The organism is Paenisporosarcina cavernae (genome assembly GCF_003595195.1).
Classification (GTDB): Bacteria; Bacillota; Bacilli; order Bacillales_A; family Planococcaceae; genus Paenisporosarcina; species Paenisporosarcina cavernae.
In genome coordinates, this window is sequence record NZ_CP032418.1 from 855,024 (window position 1) to 869,074 (window position 14,051).

The following is a 14,051-nucleotide window of genomic DNA, read 5'->3' on the forward strand; positions in this document are numbered from 1 at the left end:
GATGGCACACGACGTACACACTCATGTGAAAACACAAACTCAATATGAATATAGCCGCCGTAAAGCCAAAAATGAGATGCAAGGTCAGGTAACAACTTTCGCTATCATGATCTTCTTAACATTAATTGCCTTTACAATGGTTCATGCAGGATTCTCGTCCTTGTTAGTTACACCGATTATCTTGTTATTGGCTGCAGTGCAAGTAGTATTACAACTTTACTATTTCATGCACATGAGTCACAAAGGTCATGGAACTGCTCAATTCTTCATTTTTAGTGGAGCATTGGTTGCATTTATCACTGTTCTTACTTTTGTTACAATTATTTGGTGGTAATAATGAAAGTAGAAGGGTAACCTTCTATCAGACTGTAGACACTCATTTACATGGAGTTGTCTACAGTCTTTTTTGTTGTAAGAATAGCTCAGGATTCGGGGGGAAATCGTACTAGGATGCGGCGTTTAATAAGGTGGAGACATCTTATGCAATTGTAGTGAATATGTGAGACATTTGGAAATTCTTCACGCGGTTGAAACGATCGTCTGCGCTCGAGAATCGATCACCTATGCCCGAGAATCGATCGCCATTGCTGAAGAATCAATCGTCTATGATAGAGAATCGATCACCTATGCCCGAGAATCGATCGTCAATTCCGGGGAATCTATTTCCTACAATAGCGGTGACTCATCATTATTCTTTCAATTGAAATATTCAAGACGCATGACGGACTAATCTATTTACTTTTCCCAACCTGTTGTACTTCCGCAAAGAATAGTTTCATTTCTATCTTTCCTAAACGTGCTCCCGCCAGTAATTGTCACTTTCCGTTCATTGATGTCGCATTAGTTACAAGCTATAATGAACATACATGAGGAAGGGAGGCAGTCTCCGTGCCATTATCGATTTTTGGCTTTCAAGCATTATGGAGTCCGTATTTACTCGTTTTTTGTATTGCTATTATACTTTTGTATTTATATATTGTTTTCAAGAAATACTCAGCTTTTGAAAATGGAGAGAAAGCGACGAGGAAACAGGTGATACAGTTTTCAATCGCTATGGTCATTTTCTACGCGATTAAGGGTTCGCCTCTAGACCTCCTTGGTCATATATTGTTCTTTGTTCATATGATCCAAATGGCGTTACTATTATTTTTAGTTTCACCTTTGGTTATTATGGGAATTCCAGGATGGTTGTGGGAGCGAGTTTTGAAAGTGAAGGTCATTCGTTTCTTATTTAATTTGTTCGCGAATCCTTTGGTGGCATTAATATTATTTAGTGCATTATTCTCGATTTATCATATTCCGCTACTATTTGATACGGTAAAGCAAAATGAGATTCTTCATATTATCATGACAGCAAATTTATTTTTTGCTTCTTTGTTTTTATGGTGGCCGCTATTTAATAATGTCCCTGGTGAACCTCAAATTAGTGGATTGAAACAAGTGGGTTATATCATTGGTAGTGCCATATTAATTACCCCAGCTTGTGCACTCATTATCTTTAATGACAATGCGATGTACGAAACATATTCTAGTGGTGCAGCATGGTTAAAAGCGATGGAATTGTGTGTTCCTGACGGAAAACTCGCTTCGCTTGGAATATCCGGACCTGAGTTATTTACAAACATGCCAGTAGTGGAAGATCAGCAATTAGGTGGTATTGTAATGAAGGTCGTGCAAGAAATAATTTACGGGGTATTTTTAGCGATGGTGTTCTTTAAATGGTTCCGAAGTGAACAAGAAAATGCCGATGCAATTACAGATAAAGCACTAAGAGATCGCCAAGCTTTACAAAGTAACTCTATTTAACTGTTGAATTAGGAGAATGATGATGAACTTACCTTTACTACCAACAATAAGTACATTTTTTATCGTCTTGAGCGCTGTTTTAGTTGCAATTGGTTGGGTGCTCATTAGTAAGAAGAAAGTAGAAGCACATAAGAAAACAATGTTAGCAGCTGGTATTTCGGCATTAACTTTCTTTATAATTTACATGTCCCGTACCATTTTCATCGGTAATACAGCATTTGGTGGACCAGCTGATATGAAGATTTTTTATACGGTATTTTTAGTTTTTCATATTTTCTTGGCAACTAGTGGAGGAGTATTTGGCTTAGTTTCCATATACACTGGATATAAAAACAACTTAGTACGTCATCGGAAAATTGGACCAATTACGAGTATTATTTGGTTTTTTACCGCGATTACAGGAGTCATCGTCTACTCACTATTATATGTGGTTTACCAAGGCGGAGAAACGACCTCAGTTTTCAAAGCAATCTTAGGTTTTTAATTACATTATCGTTTCGTTCTTTTGGAACTACCATCACGCCTTGAAATAAAGAAAGACGCAGTCACAATTTACGTTGTGGTTGCGTCTTTTTGATTATAATTTGAAATTAGTTTTAATGATGCCTGCTTCTTTTGCAGTGGTAAAAATGATGACGACCAATGGACCGATAAAGAAACCTAAGAAGCCAAATAATTTGAGACCAATAAACATCGCAATTAATGTTGCGAGTGGTGAGAGACCAATTTGTGAACCCATCACTTTTGGTTCAACCGTTCGACGAATGATTAAAAGTATCGCAGCAAATATTGCAAGTTTCGTGCCCATTACTGCATCTCCGGTAGCGTATTGATAAATCGCCCAAGGAGCTACGATAATAATTGAACCAAGTATAGGAATAACGTCAACTATCCAAATAATCAAGGACATCACAATTGCGTATTTCGGTGCAATGATCCATAAACCAATTAAACTGGCTGCTAATATAATGAAACTAACAAGAATTTGTGCTTTCATGAAACCGAAAACAACTGAATTCAATCTACTCATCATGAATCGCATTTTTTCTGCTGATGCGGGTGAAAGATGACGGAAAACTGTTTTCTTTAATTCCGTTAAATCAAGCATAAACAAAAAGAGAGCGATGAGAAAGACGATGAAGCTGACTAAGAAATTTGGAATTTCTGTTACCAATGTTGTAATAGAATCATTGCTAATCAGATTCGATATTCCGCCTTGTAAGTCTTTTACTAAGTCATTCATCTGGTCCTTCATCGCAGTTACAACTTCAGGAGGCATATCTCGAGCTAGATAAAGTAACCTTGCTTGAATGGTATCCCATGCAGTTGCTAAAGATTTAAAGTAATCTGGAATGACTTTTGCTAATTGGATGATTTGTGCTACGAGTTGTGTTATCGCCCAATAAACCAACAATGAAACGATGATTAAAAATGAGATGAATACGAGTATTACCGCCGGTTTACGATTCCACTTGAACGTTTTCTTCGCCAATTTTACTAATGGTTCTAATAAAAAGGAGGTTAACAATGCTAAAATGATTGGAATTGCTAACGGAAGAATGAAAACAACTAACAAAATTGCGATTATTATAATTGATAAAATAATGAGTAACTTTTTGTTGAACCATTTTGGCATATACGCACCCCATCAAAGTGAAAGCTTCTTTCTTTTAAGTATAGACATTTATCCGATAATTGAAAATGAAAAAACGTCGAAGAAAAACTTCGACGTTTACGCGTGAATTTCAAATGCATTTAAGTCAGCTTTGACAGCTGCAAGTGTTTGTTCACAGCTTTTTAATAAATGAGCTGGGAAATGCTCTTCTTCACCGTATTCAACACCATGTGGGTAATAGTGCTTTCCAACAACTGGTTTCATCAGTGTAATTATTGCATCATGTGCACCTACATCACCATCTTTTGTGAAACCAAATACACGAAGATAGAATGTGCCTTCTTTAATAACATATTTTTTGTCATACGTTACACGCTCATAATCCCATTGTCCTTCACGAACTAAACCGTGTTTTAACATAATGTCATCTAATAGGTTTAAATCAGCAGCTGCATTTTCAAGCCCAGTATTTTCGAAATACATAAAGAAACCCTCCTTATTTACTTCCTATATCCATCTTTCTTTCCATTTTATCATAGTCTAAATTAGTCATGGATGCAATGACAACATTGTGTCGAAAGCGTTGAAACGGTTATACTTGTAGTATGACGTTCGGAAGGAGTATTCCATTTGAAAAATTTGTTTCGCATTTTAGTCGTACTTGGAATCATTGGTGTTATTTTCATTCTGACGAATTCAAATGTAAAAGAAAATAATGTCTTGCAAGCTCCTACATCTGGTAACGTAGCAATCCCAGAATCAAATTTAATCACTCCGGTAGATGAAGAAAATGTTCCTCGTCCGAAAGAAGGACTATCGACATACATTGGCAAGGATGTATCTAGCTTCGAAAAAATGTTTGGTAAACCGGATCGAGTAGACCCTTCTGCATACGGTTATTCTTGGTGGGTGTATAACCAATCGATGGAATACATGATGATTGGTGTAAAAGATAAAAAAATCGTGCAAGTGTATATAGCTGGCGATGGTTTAAATGCATCACCTTTTCAAGTTGGGCAAACAATAGAGGATTTATATCGCACCACGATAATTGAGTCGGAGATTTCAGTTTCTATTGGAAACAATACGTATACATTTACGTTGTTAGAAGATGATTTGAAAAATCGTATTTTAGTTAAAATGACGGATGTTTTGGCTCAAGTCTATGTGGATGAAGAGGATGAAGTAGTGGAAGCGATTCGATTTATGGATGCCGAAACACTTGTCCTACATCAACCTTACGAAATGATGTATGCTGGGGATTATTTAGCACCAGCCGTTCCGTCTACGGCAAAGCAAATTTCGATTGATCGGGCAAATGAAAAACAATTGTTTGCGCTGACAAATATCTATCGAGTAAAGCATGGACTTGACGAATTAACGTATGATTATTTTATTTCCAAAACAGCTCGACAGCATAGTGAAGAAATGGTGATTCAACATTACTTCTCTTCTGAATCTCCTGGTTACGGCGATTTGCAATCACGATTAAGTACGGAAAAAATTGACTACAAAAAAGCTGCAGAGAACATCGCGGAAAACTATTATGATGCTGCAGAAGTGGTTCATGGTTGGTTGAATTCAGACGATCATCGGGACACGTTATTGGACGAAGATATGACGAATGCCGGCGTTGGAGTATTTGGTCGGATGTACACGGAGACCTATGTTTCAAGAGAGCTGGGAGAAGATTCCTCGTCTAATACACCAGCTAAAGAGTGATAGTAAAAAAGGAACCATCACATTTCAACGATGGTTCCTTTTTTTGCTTCATAAAATGATGTGATTTCTAACGGTATACGCCATTGTTTAGCCAAAGTAGTTGCTTTGGAATGAATGATGGGTTTATCACACGCGCAAATTTCTTCAAGTTGCTCATATGATAGAAAATCAAACATCTCTCCATGTTTGTTTAAAACTCCTGGAACATCTTTATAAAAAATTACTTTTTGTGCATTTACCATCTCTGCTACGTAAATTGCGCTTAAGTCGCTTCCACCTCTTCCAAGTGTCGTGATTTTTCCTTCTAATGTCGTTCCCTGAAACCCAGCAATAATTAAGCATTCGACCTTCTCTAGTGCTTCTAATAACTTTTCTTTTTCTAATTGTATGACGGTTGCTTGACCAAATTGGTTATCCGTACGTATACCTATCATGTTTCCATAACACAAGGAACACTTGATGCCTTTCTGTTCTAACAATTGTTGAAAAATAGCAATCGATATTAATTCTCCGCAACTACTGATTAAGTCGCTGGCTTCTGTCTGTGATTCCTTTTTCGGTAATAAGGAAAGTAAAGAGTCTGTGGCATATGGATCTGGAGATCTCCCTATAGCAGATAGGACAACAGCTGTCTTCGAATGCTCGGTGACTGCATCGATAACTTTTTGAACACACATTTCTCTATGCGAAGCGGTTTGCATAGCAATACCACCAAATTTTTGAACAATCATTTATCTACCCCTTTAGACGATAGTGACCCTTTGCACGCAAATTTCATATGGTACATTAACCTGTTTCTAGATTATGCAAGCAAATTTTCGAAGGTGTGGGGTGGAAATCGTTTTTATTTCCGAGCTGTTAAAGAATTGGCCATGTGACTGGAAGCAAGGGAACTATCGTCAAGAGGTAAATCGTATTTGTAGCGATTCTAGAGATGTCCAAAAAGGCGATATGTTTGTAGCGATTGATGGAAAAAAGGTAGATGGGCACGATTTTGTACACGAGGCGATTGTAAATGGGGCTGACTGTATTGTTGTTGAAAAAGAATTAGCGGTCGAGTTCTTCCAAAACGAAGAAGTGGCTGTATGCATTGTTCCAAATACAAAGAAATTTTACGCATATGCATGTGCTGCTGTTCGCAATTTCCCATCGCAAAAGGTAAAAGTCATTGCGGTAACAGGAACAAATGGGAAAACGACTACTTGCGCATTCATTTCCCAATTATTAACCCAATTAGGTGTATCAAATGCCACTATTGGTACGAATGGTTGTTATGTAAATCAGCAAAAACTATCCGACGCTCCAAAGCACATGACAACTTGGGATGCTAATGAATTGCAACAAATGATTAGTGTCTGTGTGGATCGTGGAATTGCTGTACTCATTATGGAAGCTTCCTCGATTGGGTTAGAAAATTATCGATTGGACGGTTGTGACATCGATATTGGAGTTGGGTTAGCCATAAATCATGATCATATCGATGAACATGGTTCAATCGAAAAGTACATCCATGCAAAATTACGACTTTTAGAGTTAGCCACTACATGTGTCGTTGATTTCAATGATAATACATGGTTTCAAGCGTCACAAAACAAAGGAAAAGATGTCCGTTTTTTTCGGGTAGAAGACTACGAAATGATTTCTGAAGAACTGACAAATATGACGTTTGTTCATCTCGATTCCAAAGTGAAACTAAACTGTCGTTTCAGTGGGGAACATTTAACATATGATGTCATTGCGGCAATTTCCGCCTTAAAGGCACTAGGTTATTCGTTAGAGGAAATTGGCTGTTTCACTCCCACCCTTGCGTTACCAGAGGGAAGAAGTACGACCCAAGAGGTGAATGGGGTATATGTGGTTATCGATTATGCCCATACCCCGAAAGCGTTACAAGAAACGCTCAAATGGTGCGCAAAAAATTGTCAGGGTAAATTAATTACTGTTTTTGGTTGTGGTGGTGATCGAGACAGACAAAAACGCGCCATGATGGGGGAAATCGGCTGTTATTATAGTCAATATTTAATCATCACTTCCGATAATCCGCGTACAGAGGACCCAATGGTTATCTGTCAGGAAATTGTCGGTACACTTCCTTCAACCAATCGAATTGAAATTATCGTTGATCGAAAGACTGCTATTGAGAGAGCGTTAAAATTGGCAAATGAAAATGACGTTGTGGTGGTAGCAGGAAAAGGACACGAAATGTATCAACAAATTGGGGTTGAAAAAATACCATTTTCAGACTTTCAAGTAGTCGAGGACTTTAAAAAGAATCATTTTCTGTTATGATTAGAATGGATTGGAGGGATGATCCATGATGATGACCTCAGAGTGGGCATTGATAATGGATGAAGCCGATCTGTTAACCGAGATGATTCTTTCATCAGAGGTCGTTAAAGCTTATTTCAACGCATATGAAAAGGTATATGAAAATCCAGTGCTTGTTGATAAGCTTAGACGCTTTATCAAGATGAAAGAGCTTTATGAAGAAGTTCAAAGGTTCGGCAGATATCATCCAAATTATCAAGAAACAATGAAGGAGATTCGTGTTTTAAAACGCGAGTTAGATATAGATGAGCATATTGCTGCACTAAAAGTGGCAGAAAATGACGTTCAAGACTTACTTGATGAAGTCAGTTTATTAGTTGGGAAGACTGTCTCTGATTCCGTAAAAGTGCCAGTTTCAAATCCGTTTTTTGCAACGGATTCTAGTTGTGGTAGCAGCTGTGGAACCGGTGGGAGTTGTTCTTGCTCGGCTTAGTGGCAGATGATAAGTATCTCGATTCATTCGGGATACTTATTTTTTTGTCCTATTCTAGATTTTATTTCGTGTAAGACTCAACGCGTAAAACAATAAAAATCCGACCAATTTCGCTACATTACGTTGAATGTCGAAGAATCGATCGGATTTTTTGAATGTGTTATTCCTGATAGTGGTTGTTCAAAGTCATTAAGAAGTTGGTTCTATATCCTTTAGCAGTTCCATTGCGACATCGGGACGATCCGTAATGATACCTTTTGCGCCTGAAGCGATCAACTGTTTCATTGCTTCAGGCTCGTCTATTGTCCAATAATGTACCGGAACTTGCAGTTTGTCTAGGAAATGAATGAAACCTGGACGATCTAGCTGGAAGACTCCGTGTTTTACAGGAATTTGAATTACGTCTGCTCGAGGTGAATACAAATGCCCGAATTGACTCGTATATGCGGAGAATGCCTTGCGTACTTCATTCTCTCCAGCACCTAACGCAATAGAGTTTTGTGCGTATAAGTTAAAACGATCGATTTGTTCATCGTAGAAACTGCTAACGACTACTCGATTATGCGAAGAAGTTTCCTCTATTAAGCGCCATAATTTAGAAGGGATAAGGCTGCCTTCATATGCCTCAGGAGAGTCTTTCATGTCAATATTGATCAATTGCAGGGGGAATTCTTCTAATAATTGTTTTAACGTGATGATTTTTTCGCCTTTTCCACGATACGTATACTGTCCGTTTTCGTTGGAAAAATGATACCCAAGATCAAACTGTTGAAGTTCTTCTAATGTATAGTTAGCTACTTTTCCTGAACCGTCCGTAGTGCGATCGATATATTCATCATGGAAAACGATAATCTCTTCATCTTTCGTTAAGCGAATGTCAATTTCAAATCCATGCACACCTAATTCAGCAGCTTGTTGAAACGCTGATAAGGAACTCTCAGGAGCAATTTTAGATCCACCACGATGTGCCATCACAATCGGTGTGTCGTAATTGAGTGCATCTTTTTTATCTCTTGGTTTTGGTTTCGTTAGTGCTTTCGAGCTAGCCCATGCTGCAGCACTAGCAGCAGCGATTGCAACAGCTACTTTCGTCTTCTTACCCATAATTCGTTCCTCCTAAATATGATGGAATAAGTTGATTATAACGGAAATTGTTCGAATAGAACAATGTAAGAGCGGTTGCGTGATTTTTTCTTGCTATGGTATTCTTGAAAGGAAGAAATGAGGCGAAATATATGGTAGATCGACAAGGTTTAATTGTCTATGTACACCACTTAAAACAAGCAAAATCTTTACGGAAATACGGTCATGTTCAATTCATTTCCCGGAGAATGAAATACGTGGTTATGTACACTGATCGCGAACAAATTGAATTTCTCACGGAAAAACTGCGCAAATTACCTTTTGTAAAGGATGTAAAAGCGTCTATGCGTCCATTTATTAAATCGGAATACGAGAACTCGAAACCAGATAAAGCGAAAGAATATGATTATAAAATTGGGTTATAGGTTGGAGGTTGCGTAAATTGAAATTTACCGCCGGCTTTGTGTTGTTATTACTATTTTTAAATACGTTCCTTCTTTTTTTTCAGTATCAAGCGTATTCAACGGATATTGGAAGTGATGGAGCGTCTATTACATATGAGCAAGAAATTACACTGACGCTCCGTGGTGAGCGTTTTTTCATTACTCAACGTTTTTTCAACCTTCCAGACCATGACATTACGATTAGTTGGCCAATGCAAAGTGAAAATCGCGCGTGTGTTGTGGATGAAACGACAAGCTGTGAACGGTTGACAGAAGACATGAAACAATTTAATAAGGGCGTACCAAATTCTCAAGGACTATCCTATGAAATTCCAATCACAGAAGCTCTTACGAGTGAAACATTGTGGAAAGGAATGTTTATTCAATTAAAAAATGGAGAACCTTCTCATACGAAAATACATTTGTCGGACGAGCGTAAATTAGGTGGGCTCTGGTTGACTGGACTGCCGGCAATTGGGCGGAAATCAATGGACTTGATCGATTATGTGTATTTCGATGGAAAAGGTGTAGTGGAAGACTTATATTTCCAGCCTACCTACGTGCCTGCAGTGTATAAAGATGATACGGTTTCCATCTATTCCTCTAAAACTATTTCGGAGGAAGAGAAAACACAATTAGAAAGTGCCGAAATTCTCGCATCGGAACATTTAGCCATTTTAGAGACTTCCTTTGTTCCAAAGGTAGAGCAATCGAAGCGAATCCTTTTTGTACAACCAAATGACAATCAAAAACTTTCATCTGCTATCTTGGAAGGAAGCGTTAATAACCTTTTTGTTTTTTCCGCTGAGACAACGTTTACAAAAGATGTTGTGACGTCATTTTTACTAAATGAGCCGATTGGGTCCACTAAATCGAAAGAGATGTACCAGCAATTAAATGGTTATTTCACAGAGCAACAAAAATCTAACTTCACGACACTTTTACAACAATTAAAGCACCAACCTTTGAGTGCCTCTTTGTTAGATAAAAAAATAAGTGAAATGTTAGGGCAAAAAACTACTTTTTTTGCAACCAACGAGAAGATAAGAGATGCGGTATTTCCATTAGTATTTGAAGACTCGCGGAAGATTTTTTTCAACCAGTTGGAACAAGAGTCGATGAAAACTATTTTTCATAATGGACGAGTCCTATACAGTGTCGAACCGTTACTATCGTTAATGGGTTACGACGCACGAGTAGGTCAGAATGGTTATTATGTAACGAACGCAGCTCGAGCATTCCGTTTTCCATTGGATGAAGATTTCTATGTATTTAATGAGCGAAAGTATGACATATTCACACAGCCTATTGAACAAGTAGGAGACGAATTTTTCATTGAAGAAACATGGCTCATGCGATTGTTTTTGCTTGAAATCGAAAAGCAAGAGAACCGGATTAACATTGTGCCAACGGCCATTTTCGAGGAGTGAAGTAATGCGAGTAATTTCGGGAGATTGTAAGGGAATACCATTACGAGCCGTTCCAGGAACAAACACTCGTCCAACAACAGATAAAGTGAAGGAATCCATGTTTAATATCATTGGACCTTATTTTGATGGAGGATTTGTAGTGGATTTGTTTGCGGGAAGTGGTTCATTAGGAATTGAAGCTCTTAGTCGTGGAATGGATCATGGTTACTTCGTGGATCGAGATAGAAAAGCTGTACAAACCATTCAACAAAATTTGGAAAAATGTCGACTTTTAGAACGTGCGACAATTCTTCCACTAGATGCGAAAAAAGCGGTTGAGCGATTAGCGGAAATCGAGGAGAAAATCGATTTATTATTCGTCGATCCGCCATATAAAGAACTTCGCTTTTATACGCTCGTAGAAAAATTAGATGAATTAGCATTATTATCTGAAAGGACAACAGTTGTTTGTGAACATGATAAAGGAAATACGTTACCGCTGACATTTGGAAATTTTAGATGTACACGAACCGAAATATATGGTCAAATTGCGTTGAGTTTTTACCACCATGAGGAGAATTAAGAAATGACAAAAATTGCTGTAGTACCAGGAAGTTTTGATCCAATTACATTGGGTCATTTAGATATTATCAAAAGAGGAGCACGTGTATTTGAAAAAATACATGTTGTTGTATTGAATAACTCATCAAAAAACCCATTGTTTTCTGCGGATGAGCGAGTGGAACTTATTCGATCGGCTACTTCTGAGATCGATAATGTGGAGGTCTCTACTTTTTCCGGACTGTTAGTTGATTATGCAAAAGAAGTGAATGCAAATGCAATTATTCGTGGATTACGAGCAGTATCCGATTTCGAGTATGAGATGCAAATTACTTCGATGAACCGCGTATTAAATGAAGAAATTGAGACGTTTTTCATTATGACGAATAATCAATATTCTTTCTTAAGTTCTAGCATTGTAAAAGAAGTTGCAAAATATGGTGGCGACATTTCTGATTTAGTACCAAAAGTCGTAGAGGTAGCGTTAAAAGAAAAATTTGCAGAGTAAAACGAACATTGTAACTAGTCGGTTTCAGGGAAGATTTTTTCTTGGAAAGATGGCTAGTTACAATTTTTATTTAAGGAATAAAATACAGATAACAAACACAAGCATACTATGAGCAATACGATAAAAAAGATAATGTTTCACGCGAAGTGACATGCTTTTTGCTAGAACATACACTTGCATATGAATACTCCAACCATTCCACAGGATGATTACGATAATGATGATAATGGAAACACTCATATGATGAGCTACTTCTAACCCTGCTGTCATTTCAAACAAACTATAGATGGCTAATTGCATACTTTCTGTAAAAGGTATAGAGGAAGTTTTCCAAGCTTGGATCAGATTCTGACTAACGGCAGTAAAAAAAATCACGGTAGCACCTACAATTAGCATCGTTTGTGCGGACTTTGTTACACTAGATGCAAAGGATTCCTTCTTCATGTTTGAAGGTAATAACGAGGTATTCGACGAATCGTATAGAAATGTTTTCCAACTAAATACAAGCAGGACAAGGTTTGCTACATGAAAAATCACAAGTAATAGAAGTGCTTGTTGGAAAGAATGTAAAATTTCTGCTCCAACATAGCCAATGATGAAAATAGGACTGGGAGCATGTACAATACCTAGCAAATGATTCGCTTGGGGTTTAGAGATAACCTCGCTCTCTGCTAGGTGCACAATGGTTGCTGCTCCGCTTGGATACCCTCCTAATGCCCCGATTAAATACAACTGGCAATAAAAGAAAAAATTCTTTCGCACAGGTGAATGTTGGAACAATATCGACATAAACCATTTCGAGACGATCAAATATGGCAACAAATAGGGAAGAAGTTTCGTCGTAAACAATTGCATACCAAAATTCGCTCCATCATAGGTTGCAGAGGGTTGTACTAAAAAAAGTGCCAGTAAAAAGCCAATGAAAAATAGCGTTACCACTCGTTGCAATCGAACACCTCGTTTTATTGTCAATGAGAATAAATAGTAAAACAGAATGAGAACGTGGGGGAAAAATAGTGCAAAGTAAAAAAATAGTTGGATATGGATTTCTCATTTTACTTATTTTATTCGGTTCTTACTTTCCTCTTAATATGTATATTATGAAACCTGGTGGCGCATACCCGTTGAGTCCATTAGTACACGTGGAAAATGCTGATGAAGACGACACTGGGGAACTCCATTTGATGACAGTTGCCGTCGCAAAGGCAACTCCGCTCAATTATGTGTGGTCGAAAGTGACAAATAACGGAAGAATCGTGGAGACGAACCAAATTCGAAATCCGGATGAAACAGAAGAGGAATACGATCTTCGACAACTAAAACTGATGTCTTCTTCTCAAAACAATGCGGTTATTGTTGCTTTCGATCGTGCGGGACTTGATTACAAAATTACCTCTAAGGGGTTATATGTCGTGAATGTGGTGGGCGAATCTGCTGCAGATGGAAAGTTAAAAGCGGGAGATTCTATCCGTCAAATTGATCAACTGAGCGAAGTAACCTTACAAGAAGTACTTTCTTACTTAGCGTCCAAAAAAGAAGGAGACACAATCGAATTAACAATTTTGCGTGACGGGAAAAAAATGACACAAAAAATCACCTTGGATAAAATCCCCGGTGAAGATGGAAGAGTTGGATTAGGCGTCGCATTTATGGAAGATAAAACGGTGAAAACAAACCGAGAAGTAACTATTAAATCTGAACAAATTGGTGGTCCTTCCGCTGGAATGATGTTTACATTACAATTGCTAAATGAGTTAGAGGACGAAAATTTGGCAAAAGGATACCAAGTTGCGGGTACAGGAGAAATTTTCCCAGATGGCACGGTTGGAAGAATTGGCGGTATCGATTTAAAAATAATCGCTGCAGCGGACCAAGGAATGGAAATCTTTTTTGCACCAGATGATGAACTTCCAGCAGCTGTTAAAGAAAAATATCCTGATTTAGTGTCCAACTATCAAGAGGCACTTGCAACAGCTAAAAAAATTGGAACAGATATGAAAATTGTTCCAGTGAAGACTGTTGACGATGCCATTACTTATTTGGAACAGCTTGAAGAAAAGAAATCATGATAAAAGACAAACTCCAGAAAATTGGAGTTTGTCTTTTTGCGATTTAATCCTATTTCATACATATCGGTTGATAT

General features: G+C 37.8%; 17 protein-coding genes. 12 read left to right on the plus strand and 5 right to left on the minus strand.

Annotated elements, in window-relative coordinates:
• Window position 1: 1 nt before the first annotated feature.
• From ctaF to D3873_RS04270, 4 genes are all read left to right on the plus strand, one after another.
• The gene (ctaF, locus tag D3873_RS04255; protein WP_119882869.1) at window positions 2-334 is read left to right on the plus strand and encodes a cytochrome c oxidase subunit IVB; all 333 of its coding nucleotides are present in this window, start codon (window positions 2-4) and stop codon (window positions 332-334) included.
• A gap of 165 nt (window positions 335-499) precedes the next feature.
• A complete protein-coding gene (locus tag D3873_RS04260) occupies window positions 500-730 on the plus strand; it encodes a hypothetical protein (RefSeq protein ID WP_119882870.1) in 231 nt (76 codons plus the stop codon).
• A gap of 158 nt (window positions 731-888) precedes the next feature.
• Window positions 889-1,806: a cytochrome c oxidase assembly factor CtaG gene (ctaG, locus tag D3873_RS04265; protein WP_119882871.1), complete on the plus strand. Its 918-nt coding sequence runs from the start codon at window positions 889-891 to the stop codon at window positions 1,804-1,806.
• A 22-nt stretch (window positions 1,807-1,828) separates the two neighbouring features.
• The gene (locus D3873_RS04270) at window positions 1,829-2,290 is read left to right on the plus strand and encodes a DUF420 domain-containing protein (protein ID WP_119882872.1); all 462 of its coding nucleotides are present in this window, start codon (window positions 1,829-1,831) and stop codon (window positions 2,288-2,290) included.
• A gap of 93 nt (window positions 2,291-2,383) precedes the next feature.
• Here the strand turns inward: D3873_RS04270 and ytvI are convergent, their stop codons facing one another.
• Complete coding sequence (gene ytvI / locus D3873_RS04275; protein WP_119882873.1) at window positions 2,384-3,442, minus strand: sporulation integral membrane protein YtvI; 1,059 nt, start codon at window positions 3,440-3,442, stop codon at window positions 2,384-2,386.
• Between the two features lie 96 nt (window positions 3,443-3,538).
• Complete coding sequence (locus D3873_RS04280; protein WP_119882874.1) at window positions 3,539-3,904, minus strand: YugN family protein; 366 nt, start codon at window positions 3,902-3,904, stop codon at window positions 3,539-3,541.
• A gap of 147 nt (window positions 3,905-4,051) precedes the next feature.
• Here D3873_RS04280 and D3873_RS04285 point away from each other — a divergent pair, with 147 nt between their 5' ends.
• Window positions 4,052-5,143, plus strand: coding sequence for a CAP domain-containing protein (locus D3873_RS04285; protein ID WP_119882875.1), 1,092 nt, complete (start codon window positions 4,052-4,054; stop codon window positions 5,141-5,143).
• Window positions 5,144-5,160: 17 nt separating this feature from the next.
• Here the strand turns inward: D3873_RS04285 and D3873_RS04290 are convergent, their stop codons facing one another.
• Window positions 5,161-5,874 carry an amino acid kinase family protein gene (locus D3873_RS04290; RefSeq protein WP_119882876.1) on the minus strand — a complete coding sequence of 238 codons (714 nt, stop codon included), beginning with the start codon at window positions 5,872-5,874 and terminating at the stop codon, window positions 5,161-5,163.
• Window positions 5,875-5,974: 100 nt separating this feature from the next.
• On the opposite strand from D3873_RS04290, the gene D3873_RS04295 reads away from it, so the two are divergent.
• Together D3873_RS04295 and D3873_RS04300 are read left to right on the plus strand one after the other, a co-directional pair.
• Window positions 5,975-7,432, plus strand: a complete 1,458-nt coding sequence (locus tag D3873_RS04295) for a UDP-N-acetylmuramoyl-L-alanyl-D-glutamate--2,6-diaminopimelate ligase (protein ID WP_162920136.1) — start codon at window positions 5,975-5,977, stop codon at window positions 7,430-7,432.
• 25 nt (window positions 7,433-7,457) lie between these two features.
• Window positions 7,458-7,904 (plus strand): YlbF/YmcA family competence regulator, encoded by a 447-nt coding sequence (locus D3873_RS04300; RefSeq protein WP_119882878.1) that lies wholly within the window; start codon window positions 7,458-7,460, stop codon window positions 7,902-7,904.
• Between the two features lie 189 nt (window positions 7,905-8,093).
• Here D3873_RS04300 and D3873_RS04305 read toward each other — a convergent pair whose 3' ends face one another.
• Window positions 8,094-9,008, minus strand: coding sequence for a glycerophosphodiester phosphodiesterase family protein (locus tag D3873_RS04305; protein WP_119882879.1), 915 nt, complete (start codon window positions 9,006-9,008; stop codon window positions 8,094-8,096).
• A 131-nt stretch (window positions 9,009-9,139) separates the two neighbouring features.
• Here D3873_RS04305 and D3873_RS04310 point away from each other — a divergent pair, with 131 nt between their 5' ends.
• The 4 genes from D3873_RS04310 to coaD are packed head-to-tail and all read left to right on the plus strand — an operon-like array spanning window position 9,140 to window position 11,908.
• Window positions 9,140-9,412, plus strand: a complete 273-nt coding sequence (locus D3873_RS04310; protein WP_119882880.1) for a YlbG family protein — start codon at window positions 9,140-9,142, stop codon at window positions 9,410-9,412.
• Between the two features lie 17 nt (window positions 9,413-9,429).
• A complete protein-coding gene (locus D3873_RS04315) occupies window positions 9,430-10,860 on the plus strand; it encodes a hypothetical protein (RefSeq protein WP_119882881.1) in 1,431 nt (476 codons plus the stop codon).
• 4 nt (window positions 10,861-10,864) lie between these two features.
• Window positions 10,865-11,422, plus strand: a complete 558-nt coding sequence (rsmD, locus tag D3873_RS04320) for a 16S rRNA (guanine(966)-N(2))-methyltransferase RsmD (RefSeq protein WP_119882882.1) — start codon at window positions 10,865-10,867, stop codon at window positions 11,420-11,422.
• A 3-nt stretch (window positions 11,423-11,425) separates the two neighbouring features.
• Entirely contained in the window at window positions 11,426-11,908 is a 483-nt protein-coding gene (gene coaD / locus D3873_RS04325; RefSeq protein WP_119882883.1) for a pantetheine-phosphate adenylyltransferase, read from the plus strand.
• 66 nt (window positions 11,909-11,974) lie between these two features.
• Here the strand turns inward: coaD and D3873_RS04330 are convergent, their stop codons facing one another.
• The gene (locus D3873_RS04330; protein WP_119882884.1) at window positions 11,975-12,856 is read right to left on the minus strand and encodes a hypothetical protein; all 882 of its coding nucleotides are present in this window, start codon (window positions 12,854-12,856) and stop codon (window positions 11,975-11,977) included.
• Window positions 12,857-12,924: 68 nt separating this feature from the next.
• On the opposite strand from D3873_RS04330, the gene D3873_RS04335 reads away from it, so the two are divergent.
• Entirely contained in the window at window positions 12,925-13,977 is a 1,053-nt protein-coding gene (locus D3873_RS04335) for a SepM family pheromone-processing serine protease (RefSeq protein WP_238473826.1), read from the plus strand.
• Window positions 13,978-14,051: the final 74 nt, after the last annotated feature.

What these genes read in the sequence shown, in the direction of transcription:
- ctaF (WP_119882869.1), top strand. Translation starts at nt 2, where the DNA reads ATGGCACACGACGTACACACTCATGTGAAAACACAAACTCAATATGAA.
- D3873_RS04270 (WP_119882872.1), top strand. Translation starts at nt 1,829, where the DNA reads ATGAACTTACCTTTACTACCAACAATAAGTACATTTTTTATCGTCTTG.
- ytvI (WP_119882873.1), bottom strand. Translation starts at nt 3,442, where the DNA reads ATGCCAAAATGGTTCAACAAAAAGTTACTCATTATTTTATCAATTATA.
- D3873_RS04280 (WP_119882874.1), bottom strand. Translation starts at nt 3,904, where the DNA reads ATGTATTTCGAAAATACTGGGCTTGAAAATGCAGCTGCTGATTTAAAC.
- D3873_RS04290 (WP_119882876.1), bottom strand. Translation starts at nt 5,874, where the DNA reads ATGATTGTTCAAAAATTTGGTGGTATTGCTATGCAAACCGCTTCGCAT.
- D3873_RS04300 (WP_119882878.1), top strand. Translation starts at nt 7,458, where the DNA reads ATGATGATGACCTCAGAGTGGGCATTGATAATGGATGAAGCCGATCTG.
- D3873_RS04305 (WP_119882879.1), bottom strand. Translation starts at nt 9,008, where the DNA reads ATGGGTAAGAAGACGAAAGTAGCTGTTGCAATCGCTGCTGCTAGTGCT.
- D3873_RS04310 (WP_119882880.1), top strand. Translation starts at nt 9,140, where the DNA reads ATGGTAGATCGACAAGGTTTAATTGTCTATGTACACCACTTAAAACAA.
- rsmD (WP_119882882.1), top strand. Translation starts at nt 10,865, where the DNA reads ATGCGAGTAATTTCGGGAGATTGTAAGGGAATACCATTACGAGCCGTT.
- coaD (WP_119882883.1), top strand. Translation starts at nt 11,426, where the DNA reads ATGACAAAAATTGCTGTAGTACCAGGAAGTTTTGATCCAATTACATTG.